Source organism: Zhengella sedimenti (assembly GCF_046506625.1).
GTDB classification, from domain to species: domain Bacteria; phylum Pseudomonadota; class Alphaproteobacteria; order Rhizobiales; family Rhizobiaceae; genus Zhengella; species Zhengella sedimenti.
In genome coordinates this window covers 326,392-342,314 of sequence record NZ_JBKFFP010000004.1, presented here as the reverse complement: position 1 = coordinate 342,314, position 15,923 = coordinate 326,392, and the positions used below count along the sequence as shown (strand labels likewise).

Here is a 15,923-nt window from a genome sequence, read left to right as displayed (position 1 = left end):
GAATTGACTTATATTTGTATCGCTGTTTATTTTGATCAAAAGCAGTCACGGCGTGAATTTCTGGCGTTCTTCCAGGGCTTTCATCGTGCCGTTATCAAAAAGAATTTGCCTTGGAGGGGTTGTCCTGCCGCAGGTGCGGCGGGGCTATTCATTCCCGTGTGCGCGAGATCTGGACGATTGTCCCGTCTTGCCGGCGGTTCTCCTCCCTCCTGAATGACGATTGCACACACCGCCTGTTGCCGGCGGCGGCTCTTTGAAGGGTCCGGGCAAAGGGCGGCGGTGCAACGGGCAGTTTTGTCCAGCGATACGGGACCTGGGCCAAGGGTGGCAATCGCGGCATCCGGGTTTCCGGGGGGACCACAATGACCGTGCAGGCAGGAATGGTGTGGGCCAACCCGCATTCATGAAATCACCAACTCGTCCATGACCCCCGGATACTTGGCTGGCGGACACAGGGTGAGGCTCAACAGAGGGAAGGTTCCGGACATGACCATTTTCACGGGGACGGCGGGCGCGGACACGGCGAATGCCTCGAATGGAACGCTGACCGGTTTCACGGGCGGCACGGTGGCCGACCTCCAGGATGGCAACGGCGACGATTTCCTGCTTGGCGGCGGCGCCGACACGGTCGTCGCCGGGAGCGGCGGCGACATCTTCGAGATCGCTGGTTCCGTTGTCGTGACCGGCGCAACGCTGAACGGCGGCGGCGGTCTCGATACTGTCCGCTTCTCCGGGATTGGAAACTTCGTTCATGACCTGACAGGCGTGACACTGACCTCCATCGAGCGTCTCGAACTGAATGACAGCGAATTCGGCAATAGCCGTACGGTCATGCTCGATGCCGACCAGTTCTGTGGCGGGTTCTCGCTGACCGGCGCCGTTTCCTTCGATATCTGGGACGACAATTTCGAGATCATCCAGATCTCGATGGGTGCCGACACTTCGCTTGACCTGTCCGGTCTGACATTTACCGGCAGCACCACGAACGCCTCGTTCGAGATCACCGGTGACAACAGTGCCGAAACCATTGAAGGATCGTCGATCGACGATGAAATCTATGGCGGCGGCGGCAGCGACACCATCATTGCCGGGTCGGGAAACGACATCGTGGATGCCGGTTCGGGAGATGATTTCCTCCGGTTTTCCACCGGCGCACCAGCGGTCTACACAGGCACATGGGATGGCGGCGACGGGCTCAACGACCGGATCTTCGTGACGGGATCCGATGGCATCGTTGATGTTCGTTCCGTTACGTTCCTGAGTGTAGAGGAAGTGCAATTCTTCTTCGACGGTATCGCGAACGAGCGGACCCTGCTGATGAATGCCGGCCAGTTCGGTGTCGGTGAGGTCAGCCTTTCCGCAACGATCGACGGAAACGAACAGGCCGGATCTATCAACCGGATCGACGTTTTCATGGGGCTGGATACCGTTCTGGACCTGTCCGGGCTGTCCTTCATCGACTGGGATGGCAATGACGTGTTCAGGATTATCGGTGACGGGGATGATGAGACCATCACGGGCACCTCGCAGAATGACACGATCGAAGGCGGGGCGGGCGCCGACTCGCTGAATGGCGGCAACGGAACCGACACAGCGAGTTACGCGGACTCGGCTGCCGGGGTGACGATCGATCTCGTGATCAATTCGGCCAGTGGCGGCGATGCGGAGGGCGACACTTTCTCCAGCATCGAGAACCTGACGGGATCGGCCCATGGCGATATCCTGATCGGCAACGGCGATGCAAACGTGATCGAGGGTGGCGACGGTATCGATCTCCTGTTCGGCTTTTCGGGCATCGACAGACTCTATGGTGGCGTCGGCAACGATTTACTTTATGTCCAGGACGGCTACGACGAGGCAGGCGAAACCTATGATGGCGGCACAGATACCGATACGCTCATCGTCCGCAGTTTCACTTCAGCGACCTACAACTTCAGGGATGACACGGTTTCGTCGGTCGAAGCCCTGCACTATGACAGTTCCACGGGTGGCAGCGTCGAGGCGCAGTTCAATGCGGACCAGTTTGCCGGTTTCGATGCGGTCTCTGCGGATGCTCATTCCGGACAGACCTACCGTCTCACCTTCTTCATGGACACGGCGACCATCCTGGACCTGTCGGGCGTCAGCTTTACCGGCTTCAACGAACCGGGCGACGGCGTGACAATCTTCGGCGACGGGGACGCCGAGACCATCACGGGTTCCTCGGTCGCCGACTTCATCAACGGGGGTTTCGGCAACGACACGATCTACGGCGGCGACGGCAATGACACGATCACCGACACCGGTGAGAATTCCGTCTACGGTGGCGGCGGTGACGATACCATCGTCAACATCTTCATCAGCCAGGGCCTGTATGATGGCGGCACGGAGACTGACACGCTGGATGCAAGCCAGGATTCTTTCTCCGGTCTCCACTACGATCTGTCCGCATCCTCGTTCTTCATCTTCGGGGCTGAGTTCACGAATTTCGAGAATGTCATCGACAATGACGGCAGCAACACCCTGACCGGCAATGATTCCGCCAACATCCTGACCGGAAACGGCGGAAACGACCAGATCTTCGGCGGTATCGGCGACGACACGCTTTCGGGCGGGGACGGCAACGACACTGTCCGAGGCGGTGCCGGGGCCGATACGCTTTCAGGCGGGGCGGGTTTCGATACGCTGAACTATGCGGATTCAAATGACGCGGTACAGGTTTTCCTCGGGGGCAACACGGCAACCGGCGGCCATGCCACCGGCGACACGATTTCCGGGTTCGAGAACGCCGTCGGCAGCAATTTCGATGACCGACTGTTCGGTTCCGCACAGGTCAACCTGCTCGATGGCGGCGCAGGCAGCGATATCCTTCTCGGCAACAACGGCAACGATACCTTGCGCGGACGGGAGGGCAGGGACATCATCTATGGCGGCAATGACAACGATACGTTCGTGTACCTGTCGCTGACCGATACCGGCCTGCTGTTCGCCGACCGCGACCGCATCCAGGACTTCACCGACGGCGACGACCTGTTCAACCTGTCGGCACTCGATGCCGACAGTGGAACGGCGGGCAACCAGGCCTTCAGTTTCGTCGGACGTTTCTTCTCAGGCAATGCGGGAGAACTCCGCTCCTTCGAACTTTCCGGCCTGACCTTCATCGAGGGCGACGTGAACGGGGATGGCGTGGCCGACTTCCGCATCGAATTGCTCGGCACCGGGCTTGGCATCGACGCCGCTGATTTCATCCTGTGACGCCACCGCGCGGGCGCAACCCCGTCCCGGGCCATGCTCTTCATGTGGCTCGAATGAATGGCGGATACGGTTAGCCGACTTTCCGTCAACGGACGCGCAGGCTGTCGGCGATCTGCCGCCACCGTCTTTCCGGTTCACTCGTTCCGGTTCGGGCGGTCAGGTGTTTCCGACTGCGGCTCGGCGGAAAGACGCTCGGGGATCTCGGTTCCAGGTGTGGACCGGCCTTCCGATTCCACCGAACCATGCGGCGGATACTCCAGTGTTCCGCGCAAGGCCTGCGTCTGCTCTTCGGACAGGCGCGGGAAGGGGAGTTGGCGGCTTTGGCGCCATGCATCCACGATGGCCTCGGCATTACCCTTCCGGGTTTCATCGAGGCCCTCGTCGCGCCCAAGGTAGAGCGTGCGCGACGGGAAAGCGTAGGCGGCTCCGGCCTCGGCAACGAGGTCGTCGATTCGCAGGAAGACATCTTCGCGAATGGCGAAGAAGTCGTTCCAGTCCGCCGTGAGCGCATAGACGCGGATATTGACGTTGCGGGCGTTTTCGCCCGGACCTTCATAGCGCACACGCACGGTTCCGGGATCGATCCTGGGATGCGCATGGAACATCTTCCGCACTTCCGCGAGGAAGAAACGCAACTGGTCCGGCGTCGTCTCGAAGCGAAGGCCGATCGTGGTCAGGATCAGCATCCGGTCGCAATGGGCCCAGTTGACGAGCTTCATGTCGGCAAACTGCGCATTCGGAATTGAAATCAGGGTCCGGTCGAGCGCCCTGATCTGTGTCGAGCGGACACCGATCGACTCCACCGTCCCGGTATCGGTTCCGAAGCTGCAGAAATCGCCGACCCGGACCGGCTTGTCGATGTAGAGTATGATCCCGCCGATGAGATTCTCCAGCGTGGGCCGAACGGCAAGCGCGACGGCAATTCCGCCAATGCCAAGGCCGGCAACCACACTCATGACCGGCAGGCCGACGAGATGGCCGGCATAGGCCAGAATGATCACAACGCCCGTCAGTCCGACGACCCCGGCAAGGAGACGAAGCAGGTCCGCGTCGAGGCTTCCATCCTTGATGTTGGGCGAAAGGATCAGCCATTCAAAGAAGAGCCGTGCGGCAAGCCAGAATAGCCAGGCTGTCACCATGTGGGCGAGGACAAGAAAGACGTTGGCCAGGATCCGCGCAAATTCCCCGGTCAGGACAAGCTGCTCGCCCAACAATGGCGGAACAGCCGCCAGACAGACGAGAATCAAGGCCGGTGTGAGCGATTGCCAGAGCACCTGGCGGATCCGCCCGTCAGGCTGGTGGGCGCGGACCCGGCCTGCAAGGAATGCAAGTCCCGCCGCCAGGATGAGTACAACCGCCGCGACCACCATGGTTTTCCAGACCGGTGTTCCGAGCCAGAGGCTGCGCAACGGGGCAGGGATGGAGGAGGCGAAACCTGGCGGAAACCAGGAACCCGCAAGCTGGGGGATCTCGTCCACCCAGCTTTCGAACGGCAGATCCGTGCGTAGCGGGATTGCCTTGATCTGCTCGTAGAAGCGGGGCGCAACCTTCACCGTGCGGGCCTCGAAGAGGAACTCGCCGGCGCGTTCACCCTGGGGGATTCGCGTGATCCGCAAAGGGGTCGAAGGTATGCGCCAAGCCGCGTTGTCTTCTCCGTCAAATGCGCCTGCATCCGGAATCGCCCCCTCCTGGGGAAGCCTGATCCGTCCGAAAATATCGAGCAGGTAGGCAACCGTCCGGCCGCCGATATAATCCTGTTCCGCCTCGGGAACCTGGCTCATGTCAAGCAGGGAACGCATCCGCTCGCGGTTGAGACGGGCACGTTGTGGATCGACGGCGCGTTCCTCGAGGTAGTCGGCGAACATGGTTTCGAGTTCATCGCGCAAGGCCAGGAACGACGAAATGACGTCGCGCGGGCTCTCGGTCAGCGCGACTGTCTCGTGTGCCTGTTCGGGCTGACCGTCCTGCTGGGCATGGGCGAGAGGGATGCGGCCGGAGAAAATCAGTACGAGCGCAACGGGAAAGAGCACATGGAAAAGAATGCGACGGAAGGCATGTGCGCCGATCATGGGCTTCTGTCCCGTACAATCCTGCCTGCACCGCGAGACATCACAATGCCTCGCCATGCGTGGTCTGCCAATCTTTCGGCAATTCCCGGCTTTCGCCACCCTTCACCTGCCCAAACCGGGCAGCGTTCTACTCGACATTGGCCTTGGACAGGCCCTCGCGGAACCGGGTTTCGAAGGCTTCGCACTCGGCCTTGTCGATCTGGTCAGCGGTGCCGGCACCGAAAGCGGCCGCGAAGAGGAACGCTTCATCCGTGCCGAACAGGCGTACCAATCCATGGTAGGAGATCATGGACTGGCGTTCGATCTCCGTCTGGATTTCCGGTTCCGCGCATTGCCAGGCCACTCCGCCGGCATAGCCGAAATCCTTTACCGCTTCCGTGAACTGCTGGGCTTCCAGCATTTCATCATCGGCCATTGCCGGCCCTGACAAACCAAGGGCGGCCGTGAGGGCGAGAGCGGCGGCGTGGGGTGCGAACTTGCGCATTGGATCATGTCCCGGGTTTCGGTTGTCTGGAGAAGGCGGCGGCGTCAGTAGCAGTAGTTCCAGTACCCGCGCGTGCGGGAACCGTCCGTCCACACCCAGCACAGGTCGTCCGAGGGACGGGGCGGGACGGTGTTGGCAGCGGTCGCAATGATCGCGCCGATGACGGCGGTTCCTATCACCGCTCGTCCGAAGTCGCGCCGGCGCTTCCACCTTTCATACTTGCCGAAATTGTATCCGGGGCGGCAGAAGGCAGCCCGGCATCCCGGTTTCAGCCGGTTGTATCTGCGGTCGGCGACCAGGGTGTAGTCGACGATGCCGGTGACCGGGCCATTGATTGACCTTGTCGCATTGACAGCGGGACTGGAATGCGCCGCACCGGTCAGGACAGAAGCAAACAGTAGTCCCGCCACAAGGGCGAGCGAGCGGTTTTTCATGGACATTCCTCTCGGGCGTTTTGGCATTGTTGATCTCTCTGCTTGCGGCTTCCGGCCGCAGTGGTCCTTGCAGGGGTGCATGCCGGTTTCCGTTTGCCGGCTCAAAGCATCTTCCAGGCATCCAGGATGAACTCGAGCCCGAGTGACAGCTGCAGAAGGCCGAACACGGCGCCGAAAAGCTGCAACGGGACCGGACCTATGACCCGCAGGATCGCCTTGGAGTGGCGCATCAGCAGCCAGTTGACCAGGATGATAGCCAGGCCGAGACCGAGAATGCCGATCTTCGTGTCCCATCCGGGAAAGGGTGCGGCGAAGATGAGGGGGACAGCAACAGCGATCGGGGGAAAGAGGCCCGGGAAGGCGATTGCCGCCGCCGGGACCTTCTCGGGGTCGATGGCGGGCGCAGGTGCGACCGGCGCCATCAGCGCCTGGAGCGAAAGTGCCATGAGAACCAGTCCGGATGCGCCGATCAGTGCGGGGAAGGATACGCCCCAGGCTTGCAGCACCCCGCTGCCGACCAGGACAGTCATCACAAACGCGGCCGCGACCATCGCGGCTGAGCGAAAGGCAAGGGCCCGAACGCCCGGCGCATCATCTGCTTCCCCGACATGGGAATAGACGGCAATGGCGCGGATCGGACCCATCGTCATGAAAAGAAGGCCGAAAAGCGAGTCCCAGGGCAGTTCGTTCATGGCGTTTCCTTCACGCTGGATCTGATTGTCATCGCGTGGGTGATGGCCGCGACGATTCCGGCGACAAGGGCCAGGATTGAGACCGCGGCCGGGACACCCACGACGATCGTCCCGGCGAGGCGCTGCCAAAGGATCGAAAGCGCCACGATCGCGCCGAACGCGAACAGCCCATGCTTGAGCACGAGCCAGAGCCCGGCGGGGACAAAGGGGATTTTCGGCGCCTTCAGCGTTGCATGCCCGACAGCCGTCAGGATCATGGCAAGCAGTGTTGCAAGCATGACGGCGGCGCCCATGACCGTATGCTCGTCGCCGCCGATGGCATCGACCGTCAGGGCAACGGGTCCGTGCCCGGCCATGAGGTAGGCCTGGATCGCCCCGTTGATGATGGCATTCGCTACACCCGTAGTCAGGGCGCCCTTGAGGAGAACCGCGGGATCACGCGGGTCGTGTGCGGCGGCGGACATCCGGTGTGTTTCCATTGCTAGTAGGACCAGAAGAGCTGTGCCTGAAGCGTGGTCCAGGGCTTTGCATTGCCACCTGCGGCAATCTTGAGCGCATCTCCGGGCAAGGCGACGCTCGCCACGCCGAGGAAGAAGAGTTTTTCCGAAACCGCCCAGCGCGCGGTCATCTGGAATTCCTGCCCGAGGTCCTTCGAGGCAAGCGCCGCTATGGCCGGGTTGGCACCGATATTGTTCAGCTCGTCGGCCTGATGGAGAAACCAGTCAAAGGTGAGGTTGAGACGCTTCGTCGGCGCGACATTCAGTCGAACGCGATGGCTCAGCCGGTTCTCGGGCCTGAGAACCTTTCCCAGCGAAATCCCCTGCAGCCATTCCGACAGGCCGCCGGAATAGAGGGCGTCGAAGCGCTCGTAGCGCGCCGTCGCCGGGTCATCGCCGGAAAAGCCGGAGAAGCGGTAGGAGAGGCTCGGCGTCCAGGGCAGATCCTGCGCAAGGTAGCCGATCGTCGCATAGCCGGCCCAGGCGCTCATGTCGAAATCGGAGTGGCGCTGGTGTGCCAGTTCGCCTTCCAGCCAAAGCCCTGGCACGATTCCCGGCTCGGCCCACCGGACATGCCCTGCATAGGTCACCAGCCCGTTCCGCGTCCCTACCGGCCCGGTGGGAGCGGCATAGCGCGACGTGGAGCCCACGGCCTTGATGACGGAGCCATCGGCATAGAAGCGGTCGGTGAAGTTGTAGCGAAGGTTGAACCCGGCCAGCCGCGTATCGCTCTCCAGCGGCTCGTATTCATTCGGGTCAAGGTAGAATGCGGTGGCAGTCCAGTTGTCGAACTTGAAGGTACCGACAGCGGCCAGGTCATGCGTGGTGCGCGGCGCGAGATAGATCCCCGGGCGCGGGCCTGCATTCCACTGCGAGCCGAACTGCGAAACGAGAAAGCCGTCATTCAGCGAGAAGTTCAGGCGTCCCACCGAGACGTTCGCGCTGCGGCTGCGGTCGTCGGACGCCCAGAGCAGGCCAAGATAGGCTTTCTCGAGGTTCAGGGTCTGGCGCGGATCGTCGCGGAATATGTCCCGTCCGCGCGAGGCAACGCCAATTCCCGTCACCGCGCCATAGAGAGCCAGGTTGGAGTCCCCCAGTTGCGTGACGCCGCCTAGGCCGAACTCGATCCACGATTCACCCCATGTCGCACGCCGGCCCGTATTGGCGCCGATGGCCGGGTTCTGCACCAGCGGATTCCCGGTCGTGAATGCCGCGGCATTGCCGAACCAGGGATTTCCGTCGGTGAAGATGCCGTGCCCGCCGCCCAGGATCAGGCGCAGGGCACCATGTTCGCTTCGCCAGAGATAGGGAAGTCCTGCAAATCCATCCCCGGCCAGTGACGGCGCCGCCTTGCCCGTGACATCCACGTGCGCGAGTTCGACCTCGAAGACGACACGGGTCCGCGCACTGCTCGTGCCGTCCTGGACCAGGCGCGGCGTGACACGCGAAACACCGTCGAGGCCGGCAATGCGGGTTACGGCAAGGTTCAATGCGGCCGATGACAGCCGGTCGCCCGGAACAAGTCCGGAGCGGCCGGCGGCCAGACGCGGGATCCCGGCATCGCGTTCCGGATCTCCGGTCGGGTTCGTGATACTGATCTCGACAGACTCGACGACAAGTGTCTCTGCGGCCGATGGCAATTGCACCGCACCGGGACCGCCAAGACCAGCACCCTCCTGGGCCGCAGCCGGTGCGGCCAGCGCAAAAAGGCACAAGGCCGACACAGCCTGCGCGAAACGCAGGCTGTGTCTGACGAATGGCATGGCTATCCTTTCGCCACGCGGACTCATCAGCCGAATAGCCGCGTGACGTGGCCGCCGCCGTGGATGTTGATGATCTGGCCGCTCACCCAGCTCGATGCCGGCGAGGCAAGGTAGAGCATCGCATTCGCGATGTCCTCCATCTTGCCTGCCCGTCCGATGAGGTTGTCGGGATGGGCCAGCTTCTCCTGCATCTCGGGCGTGACGCCGGCATCGGCGTAGCCCGGGGTGATAACCGTCCCGATCAGGACGGAGTTGACGCGCACCTTCGTCGCCAGCATGTGCGCCAGCGACACCATCATCTGGTTCAACGCGGCCTTCGCCGTGCCATAGGGCAGGATGTCGTAAGCAGGGACTGCGGAAGAGAACGAGCCTGAATTGGTGATCGAGGCGTTCTCCGCCTTTTCCAGCCAGGGCAGGCAGGCCATGCTCATCCGGTAGGCGCTGACCGTGTTCAGGTTGTAGGACTTCAGGAATTCTTCCCTGGGGATGGCGGCGGGGTCGGGTTGCCGAGCACCCCAACCGACATTGTTGATGAGGGTGGAGACGCCGCCAAATGCCTTGACAGTGGCGTCGACGACGGCCTGGATGTCCTCGTCACTGGTCACGTCGCAGCCCATTCCGTGGACTTCGTTGCCGGTCTCCCTGGCGATGTCCGATGCCGTGTCGGCGCATTTCTCGGCCTGCAGGTCGCAGATCATCACCTTTGCGCCTGCCGCGGAGATCGTCTTGGCGATTTGCGCGCCAATGTTCTGCGCAGCGCCGGTTATGATGACATTGTGGCCGTCCATGCGGAAATCGGCGAATGCGTCGAAGCTCATGGGGTGTCCTTTCTGTGAGACGTCAGTCGAGCTTGACCGTGCGCGCCGGATCGGGCGTGCCGGCGGCGAAGTCGGTCGCGTTGCCCAGCGTGGTCGCGGCGATATCGTGCAGCGCCTCGCGCGTCAGCCAGGCCGAATGCGGGGTCACGAGGCAATTCTTCATGTTGACCAGGAGTTGCAGCGTGTCATCCTGGATGATCGTCGTTGACTTGTCCTCGAAGAACAGGCCGGCCTCGTCCTCGTAGACGTCAAGGCCGAGATACCAGATCGTCTCCAGGTTCTTCAGCGCCTCCAGCGCGGCCTTGGCGTCGACCAGCGGGCCGCGACCGGTATTGATGAGAACCGCCCCCTGCTTGAACAGCTTCAGCGACTGGGCGTTGATCATGTGCTTTGTTTCGGGGGTGAGCGGTGCGGTCAGCACCACGATATCGGACTGCCGGAACAGGTCCTCGCGGTCGACATATTTCATGCCGAGTTCGATCATCTCGTCATTGGGATATGGATCCGTCCCGAGAAGGCTGCAGCCGAACCCCTTGAGAATGCGGGCGGTGGCACGGCCGATGTTTCCGGTGCCGACGATACCCGCGGCGCGGCCGTTCAGCGTGAAGCCGGTCAGGTTGTCCATCGAGAAATTACCGCTGCGAACACGCGTGTGCTGGTGATGCAGGTTGCGCACCAGCGACAGGATCATGCCCACCGCGTGCTCGGCGATGGAGACCGGCGAATAGGCCGGCACGCGCATCACGGCCATGCCATTGCGTTTCACCGCCTCCAGATCGACGTGGTTGTAGCCCGCCGAGCGGCAGAGGATCAGCTTCACCCCGCCCTCGGCGAGGATATCCACCGTGGCCGCGTCAGCGCTGTCGTTGACGAAGATGCACACCGCGTCGAAGCCCTTGGCCAGCGGCGCCGTCTGCGCGTTGAGCGCGGCGTCGAAATAGGTCAGTTCGTGGCCATGCTCGGCGTTGACCTCGTCGAAGCGCGGCGTCTCGTAAGGCTTGGCGTAGAAAACGGCGATTTTCATGGGTCAGGCTCCTTTCTTGACCCGGGCGGCCAGGACGATGCGGACACGAAGGACGAGCGTGAGCACGAACCCCGCGAGCAGCGCGATGGGTTGGCTCGCGCCGAGCAGCAGCAGCAGCCCGACCAGACCCGCGCCAATGAACACCGATTCCAGCGCGCCGTTGCCGGACTTCAGCGTCGACGGGAACTCGTTGAGGAGCGTGTCGCGGATGATGCCGCCAAAGGTCACCGTCATCGCGCCGAGGAAGGCACAAAGGACCCACACATGGGCCACGGCCCAGATGCCCTCTCCCATTCCGGGCGAAAGGATATTGAACGTCTTGGCCGCGCCCAGACTTCCCAGCGATGCGAAGGCCAGCGCCTCCGTCCCTTCCTTCATCACGAAGTCACGCTTGGCGATCAGGTTCTGCACAGTTTCCGAATTGGCATAAATCACCGCAACGATGAAAATGCTTACAAAGTAGAAGGGGAACGCGACCCAGAAGAAGGGCAGCGCCGCGGGCCCCAGCAGGATGTCCCGCAGGGTGCCGCCGCCCAGCGCCGTGACGGCGGCCGCCACGAAGACGCCCAGCGTCGAAAGCCCCTTGGGCCGGGTCACGATCATCGCGTTGATGGCGAAGGACAACAGCCCGATCGCTTCAAGAAAGATAAACCATTCAGGTCCCGGTCGCATGGCGAAGCCCCGTTGTCCGGTGTCAGTCGAGTTCCTGCACGCCGCCGCCCGATACGGTCAGGATCTGGCCGCTGACCCATTCCGCCGCCGGCGAGCAAAGGTAGAGCGCAGCGCCCGCGATGTCGGCGGGCTCGCCGAGGCGCTTGATCGGCGTGTGCTTGAGCATGGTCTGCTCGACCTCCGGCGTGAGCACGGAGGCCAGCGCCGCCGTCCGGATCGCGCCCGGCGCGATGCCGTTCACGCGGATCTTCTTCGGCCCGAGATCGTGGGCGATGTTGCGCGTCAGGTGGCTGATCGCTGCCTTGGACGAGCTGTAGGAGGCCATGCGCACGTTCTTGTTCTCGGCCGACATCGACGAGATATTGAGAACCGCACCGCCGCCGGCCGCCTCGATATGCGGCACGGCGAGCTGGGTCAGGCGGAACGGCGCGAAGACATTGATTTCATAGGCCCAGCGGAAATCCTCCATGGGCATGTCGAAAGGCTTGGGTCCGCCGCCGCCGGCGTTGTTCACGAGGATGGAAAGACTTCCGAAATTGTCGATCGCAGCCTGCACGGCGGCCTGCAGGTCCTCTTCCTTGGTCACGTTGCAGGCGAGGCCTACGGCCTTGCCGCCGGCGTCAGTGATGCCCTTGGCGACCGCGTCCGCGGTTTCCTGCTTCAGGTCGCTGACCACGACCGATGCGCCTGCACCGGCAAACATCTCGGCAATCCCTCTGCCGATACCGGCACCGGCGCCGGTAACAAGGGCCACTTGACCGTCAAGCCGGAAATTCCTGGGATCGAACATCCTATCCTCCAAAACGAACGCGTTTGGAGGAAAGACTAGCTAGAGCTGTTTCTTGTCGGCAGGTTCATGCTGCCCATTTTGGGCAGTAATGTTCACGTCACTTCCGGTGTTTGCGGACACAAGGACTTCCAGGTCCCGGAACAGCCTTGCAACCCGCTCCAGTGCCCTTGCGTCGAGCTCCAGCAGGTCGTTTCTAGCCGTTGCCTCGCCCTGCACGACGGCGAGGCAGAAACTGCTGTCAGGGTTGCGGACCAGCCAGCCGCGCTCGACGAGCCGTTCGAGTTTTCGGCGCACTGTCTCGCGTGGAATGCCGGTGACCTCGGCAATGCTCGATGCATTGACGCTGAGACGTTCCGGCGACAGGTCCGCGGGATCCAGTCCGGCCTGGATGGCATTGCGCGTTGCCCGGAGTTGCACCTGTCCCACGATCGCCAGCACGATCATCGCCTGGAGATCGCCCCGGAATACGCGGCTGATGTCCGTCAGGTGTTCAATGAAGAATTCGACAAAGCGATATTGGTAGGTCCGGTACTCCGTCATGAACACGGAACGAACCTCTTCCAGCCGCCGGCTTGCCCGGTTCGTCGGTTGTTCAACCTTCATCGAAGAATACCGGTGCCTTCTGCCAAGTCGCCCGTATCGAAAAAGGTTATGTCAACAACTCAATTAGAGCAAGCTTCAATATTACTCCGGCCAAGCGCACGGGTTCTACCGGCCGGCCGGTCGTCGTCCGGACGTTGGCGGCTATCGACCCGCCAGGGTTCATTGCGCCAGCGCTCACGGAGGCGACCGTCGGTTTGCGTGCAGATCGTTCGGAACTGCGCGGGAATCAGATCCGGCGATCCTGCCCGCAAAGGACAAGCATTCGAGTCCTACCCGGCACGGTCGAGCAGTTCGACCTCCACAAAGGTGATATCGCTATCCGTATCGTTGGCGATATTGTGCGAAACGGCGGCGTTGCGGGCATAACTCATGCCTTTTTCGATCGGGTAGGGCCGGGATCCTTCCGCATCCTCGACCGTCAGCGTGCCGCCCGTCACCGGGATCACCACATAATCGTAGCCGTGGCGGTGCCATCCCGTCTCGGTACCCGGCGGAAAGTGCCATCTCGTCACCCGGACGACGTCCGTGTCGACCTGGACTTCCGATTGTGCCTGCTTGCGATCGCCCATCCCTTCCTCCTTTTCGTGTGCAAGGCCCGGATCACGGGCGGTCAGACATTGCCATCCAGCGTTGCCAGCAGCGCGGCCATCAGCCGGCCGCGCTCGGCGAGACTTTCGGTGACGATATGTTCGTCCAGCGTATGCGGGCCGTCGCCGCGCGCGCCAAGACCATCCAGCGTGGCTATCCCCATGGCGCCGGTGAAATTGCCATCGGAACCGCCGCCGGAATCCTGGTGCGGGATCTCGAATCCCAGATCCCTTGCCAGGCCGGCGGCATGTTCATAGAGCGCCCAGGACGCGGGGCTGGCCTTCCAGACCGGCCGCGTCACATCGCGGGTCACCTCGACCTGCGCGTCATGGCCACTGGGACGCAGCGCCTCCATGCGGGTTATGGCTTGCGCCAGGTTCTCGTCCGTGGTCGCCGAGACGAGCGCCTTGGCATTGCAGGTCGTGGAGACGCAGTTCGACCATTGCCCGCCCTGCACCACGCCGACGCTGTAGCCCGTCTCGGCATCGGTCATGGCCTCGACGGCGATGATCTGGTGCGCCATTTCCCGGATTGCCGATACGCCTTCTCCCAGGCGCAGGCCGGCATGGCTCGGCCGTCCGCGCGTCACGATGTCGAAGCGCGCAATGGCATAGCGCCCTGTGACCACGCCGCCGTTGCGGCGCGCCGGTTCGGGCACGAGGACATAGCGGTGACGCGCCGCCTCGGCCTCGATGAGGGCGCGCGTGCTTGGGCTGCCGACCTCCTCGTCGCTGGTGAAAAGGACCGTCACCGGCAGCGGCGTTCGGAAACCGGCCGCGCCAAGCAGCCGGATCGCCTCCAGCGAAAGATAGTTGCCGGCCTTCATGTCGAGGACACCCGGCCCGTAAATCCGCTCGGCTTCTTCCCGCCAGGGCAAATCCGCCAGCGTGCCGACCGGATGCACGGTATCCATGTGGCCAAGAACGAGAATGCCGGGCTCCGATGCGCGCGGGTGAGGGAAACGGGCCTTCACGCAATCGCCAAAGCCCATCGTGCCCGGAATCCGTTGAATATCGGCGCCCATGATGGAAAGATCACGGGCGGCCAGGTCCATCATCCTGTTGACGGCGGCCGCGTCATAGGTCGGGCTTTCGCACTCGACCCATTGGCGCAAACCGGCTGCCATCCGGCTGCTGTCAAAGCCAAGACGGAAAAAGTCCAAATCGCTTGTCGACGTATTTTTCATTGCTAGCGTATCGCTCCGCAATATGGTTACATTACATGGGAGCATAGAATGAAATGTTCGCGGCGGTCAAACCTCGTCCTCGACAGGTAGCGCCGGAAACCGCGAGCGGAATGGCGGGAGGACGAGATGACCGAACCACGACGTGAAAAGGCCGCCAATGCGGCCAAGGCCCAGGAGGCTCCGCAACGGACGGACCGGTTGTTCGTGGAGGCTCTGGCGCGCGGCTTCAGGGTGATGGAGGCGTTTGCCGAGAAGCCGGTGGCGATGTCGCTGTCGGAGATTGCCGCGGCAAGCGGCATGGACAAGAGCGCTGCCCAGCGGATCGTTCACACCCTGGTCCAGATCGGCTACCTGGAAAAGACGCCGGACGGCATTGTCCCCGGCCGGCGCGTGCTGGAGCGTTCGTTCGACTATCTTCGCTCCAACCCGCTGGTCAACAGCGCGATTCCCGTGCTCGCCGATCTTCGCCGCACGGTCAAGGAGCGCGTGGATCTCAGTCTTTTTGACGATCTGACAATGCTTTACCTCGTTCGCATGCAGAGCAAGCGGGATACGTTCTACGCTCACCTGATCGGCCGGCGCGTGCCGACCTATTGCACCTCGGGCGGCCGCGCGGTGCTCAGCCATTTGGGCGACGATGAGGTCCTCGACATCCTGGAACGCTCCGACCGGCGAAAGATCACGCCCCGGACCACGGTAGAGATCGACCAGATCCTGCGTCAGGTCGAGGCGGTCCGGGAAACGGGTTACTCGCTGGCGATCGAGGAGGTGCTTGTCGGCGAAGTCGCGGTCGCCGCGGCGATTCTTGACCGGACGGGGCGGCCGGTCGGCGCCATTCATGTGGCCGGATCCCTGGCGGAGTGGCAGCCCGAGGAATTCGTCGCCCGCTGCGGCCCGCTTGTCACCGCGGCCGCGGCAGGCCTTCGTCCGGCATGATCGTGGCGCGCGCGTCGGTGGCCTTTGGTCATGGCACGCCGGAGATGCCTTGACACGAAGGAACAGGGGTGCATAGACTTTAATTACGGTGCGAACGTATCGCTATGCAATACGCTCTTGGGAGAAAGCATGT

General features: G+C 62.6%; 15 protein-coding genes. 2 read left to right on the top strand and 13 right to left on the bottom strand.

Features of this window, described 5'->3' with window-relative positions; genetic code table 11:
* Positions 1 to 486: 486 nt before the first annotated feature.
* Positions 487 to 3,234, top strand: coding sequence for a calcium-binding protein (locus tag ACLB6G_RS13605; protein WP_410356722.1), 2,748 nt, complete (start codon positions 487 to 489; stop codon positions 3,232 to 3,234).
* 134 nt (positions 3,235 to 3,368) lie between these two features.
* Here ACLB6G_RS13605 and ACLB6G_RS13600 read toward each other — a convergent pair whose 3' ends face one another.
* From ACLB6G_RS13600 to ACLB6G_RS13540, 13 genes are all read right to left on the bottom strand, one after another.
* Positions 3,369 to 5,303 (bottom strand): mechanosensitive ion channel family protein, encoded by a 1,935-nt coding sequence (locus ACLB6G_RS13600; RefSeq protein WP_410356721.1) that lies wholly within the window; start codon positions 5,301 to 5,303, stop codon positions 3,369 to 3,371.
* Between the two features lie 127 nt (positions 5,304 to 5,430).
* Positions 5,431 to 5,787, bottom strand: coding sequence for a hypothetical protein (locus ACLB6G_RS13595; RefSeq protein ID WP_410356720.1), 357 nt, complete (start codon positions 5,785 to 5,787; stop codon positions 5,431 to 5,433).
* A 44-nt stretch (positions 5,788 to 5,831) separates the two neighbouring features.
* Positions 5,832 to 6,221: a hypothetical protein gene (locus tag ACLB6G_RS13590; protein WP_410356719.1), complete on the bottom strand. Its 390-nt coding sequence runs from the start codon at positions 6,219 to 6,221 to the stop codon at positions 5,832 to 5,834.
* A 101-nt stretch (positions 6,222 to 6,322) separates the two neighbouring features.
* Complete coding sequence (locus ACLB6G_RS13585) at positions 6,323 to 6,913, bottom strand: MarC family protein (RefSeq protein ID WP_410356718.1); 591 nt, start codon at positions 6,911 to 6,913, stop codon at positions 6,323 to 6,325.
* Positions 6,910 to 7,377 carry a hypothetical protein gene (locus ACLB6G_RS13580; protein WP_410356717.1) on the bottom strand — a complete coding sequence of 156 codons (468 nt, stop codon included), beginning with the start codon at positions 7,375 to 7,377 and terminating at the stop codon, positions 6,910 to 6,912. Before ACLB6G_RS13580 ends, ACLB6G_RS13585 begins: the two co-directional genes overlap by 4 nt.
* 17 nt (positions 7,378 to 7,394) lie before the next feature.
* Positions 7,395 to 9,173, bottom strand: a complete 1,779-nt coding sequence (locus ACLB6G_RS13575) for an alginate export family protein (RefSeq protein WP_410356716.1) — start codon at positions 9,171 to 9,173, stop codon at positions 7,395 to 7,397.
* A 26-nt stretch (positions 9,174 to 9,199) separates the two neighbouring features.
* The gene (locus ACLB6G_RS13570) at positions 9,200 to 9,991 is read right to left on the bottom strand and encodes an SDR family oxidoreductase (protein WP_410356715.1); all 792 of its coding nucleotides are present in this window, start codon (positions 9,989 to 9,991) and stop codon (positions 9,200 to 9,202) included.
* A 22-nt stretch (positions 9,992 to 10,013) separates the two neighbouring features.
* A complete protein-coding gene (locus ACLB6G_RS13565) occupies positions 10,014 to 11,015 on the bottom strand; it encodes a 2-hydroxyacid dehydrogenase (protein ID WP_410356714.1) in 1,002 nt (333 codons plus the stop codon).
* 3 nt (positions 11,016 to 11,018) lie between these two features.
* The gene (locus ACLB6G_RS13560; RefSeq protein WP_410356713.1) at positions 11,019 to 11,687 is read right to left on the bottom strand and encodes a trimeric intracellular cation channel family protein; all 669 of its coding nucleotides are present in this window, start codon (positions 11,685 to 11,687) and stop codon (positions 11,019 to 11,021) included.
* Positions 11,688 to 11,709: 22 nt separating this feature from the next.
* Positions 11,710 to 12,477, bottom strand: coding sequence for a 7-alpha-hydroxysteroid dehydrogenase (gene hdhA, locus ACLB6G_RS13555; RefSeq protein WP_410356712.1), 768 nt, complete (start codon positions 12,475 to 12,477; stop codon positions 11,710 to 11,712).
* A gap of 39 nt (positions 12,478 to 12,516) precedes the next feature.
* Entirely contained in the window at positions 12,517 to 13,080 is a 564-nt protein-coding gene (locus ACLB6G_RS13550) for a helix-turn-helix domain-containing protein (protein ID WP_410356711.1), read from the bottom strand.
* A gap of 269 nt (positions 13,081 to 13,349) precedes the next feature.
* Positions 13,350 to 13,649 carry a cupin domain-containing protein gene (locus ACLB6G_RS13545; protein WP_410356710.1) on the bottom strand — a complete coding sequence of 100 codons (300 nt, stop codon included), beginning with the start codon at positions 13,647 to 13,649 and terminating at the stop codon, positions 13,350 to 13,352.
* 41 nt (positions 13,650 to 13,690) lie between these two features.
* A complete protein-coding gene (locus tag ACLB6G_RS13540; protein ID WP_410356709.1) occupies positions 13,691 to 14,854 on the bottom strand; it encodes a M20/M25/M40 family metallo-hydrolase in 1,164 nt (387 codons plus the stop codon).
* Between the two features lie 126 nt (positions 14,855 to 14,980).
* Here ACLB6G_RS13540 and ACLB6G_RS13535 point away from each other — a divergent pair, with 126 nt between their 5' ends.
* Positions 14,981 to 15,790 carry an IclR family transcriptional regulator gene (locus ACLB6G_RS13535; protein ID WP_410356708.1) on the top strand — a complete coding sequence of 270 codons (810 nt, stop codon included), beginning with the start codon at positions 14,981 to 14,983 and terminating at the stop codon, positions 15,788 to 15,790.
* Positions 15,791 to 15,923 lie beyond the last annotated feature (133 nt).

What these genes read in the sequence shown, in the direction of transcription:
- ACLB6G_RS13545 (WP_410356710.1), bottom strand. Translation starts at nt 13,649, where the DNA reads ATGGGCGATCGCAAGCAGGCACAATCGGAAGTCCAGGTCGACACGGAC.
- ACLB6G_RS13570 (WP_410356715.1), bottom strand. Translation starts at nt 9,991, where the DNA reads ATGAGCTTCGACGCATTCGCCGATTTCCGCATGGACGGCCACAATGTC.
- ACLB6G_RS13590 (WP_410356719.1), bottom strand. Translation starts at nt 6,221, where the DNA reads ATGAAAAACCGCTCGCTCGCCCTTGTGGCGGGACTACTGTTTGCTTCT.
- ACLB6G_RS13535 (WP_410356708.1), top strand. Translation starts at nt 14,981, where the DNA reads ATGACCGAACCACGACGTGAAAAGGCCGCCAATGCGGCCAAGGCCCAG.
- hdhA (WP_410356712.1), bottom strand. Translation starts at nt 12,477, where the DNA reads ATGTTCGATCCCAGGAATTTCCGGCTTGACGGTCAAGTGGCCCTTGTT.
- ACLB6G_RS13580 (WP_410356717.1), bottom strand. Translation starts at nt 7,377, where the DNA reads ATGTCCGCCGCCGCACACGACCCGCGTGATCCCGCGGTTCTCCTCAAG.
- ACLB6G_RS13560 (WP_410356713.1), bottom strand. Translation starts at nt 11,687, where the DNA reads ATGCGACCGGGACCTGAATGGTTTATCTTTCTTGAAGCGATCGGGCTG.
- ACLB6G_RS13540 (WP_410356709.1), bottom strand. Translation starts at nt 14,854, where the DNA reads ATGAAAAATACGTCGACAAGCGATTTGGACTTTTTCCGTCTTGGCTTT.
- ACLB6G_RS13565 (WP_410356714.1), bottom strand. Translation starts at nt 11,015, where the DNA reads ATGAAAATCGCCGTTTTCTACGCCAAGCCTTACGAGACGCCGCGCTTC.
- ACLB6G_RS13595 (WP_410356720.1), bottom strand. Translation starts at nt 5,787, where the DNA reads ATGCGCAAGTTCGCACCCCACGCCGCCGCTCTCGCCCTCACGGCCGCC.
- ACLB6G_RS13550 (WP_410356711.1), bottom strand. Translation starts at nt 13,080, where the DNA reads ATGAAGGTTGAACAACCGACGAACCGGGCAAGCCGGCGGCTGGAAGAG.
- ACLB6G_RS13585 (WP_410356718.1), bottom strand. Translation starts at nt 6,913, where the DNA reads ATGAACGAACTGCCCTGGGACTCGCTTTTCGGCCTTCTTTTCATGACG.
- ACLB6G_RS13600 (WP_410356721.1), bottom strand. Translation starts at nt 5,303, where the DNA reads ATGATCGGCGCACATGCCTTCCGTCGCATTCTTTTCCATGTGCTCTTT.
- ACLB6G_RS13575 (WP_410356716.1), bottom strand. Translation starts at nt 9,173, where the DNA reads ATGCCATTCGTCAGACACAGCCTGCGTTTCGCGCAGGCTGTGTCGGCC.
- ACLB6G_RS13605 (WP_410356722.1), top strand. Translation starts at nt 487, where the DNA reads ATGACCATTTTCACGGGGACGGCGGGCGCGGACACGGCGAATGCCTCG.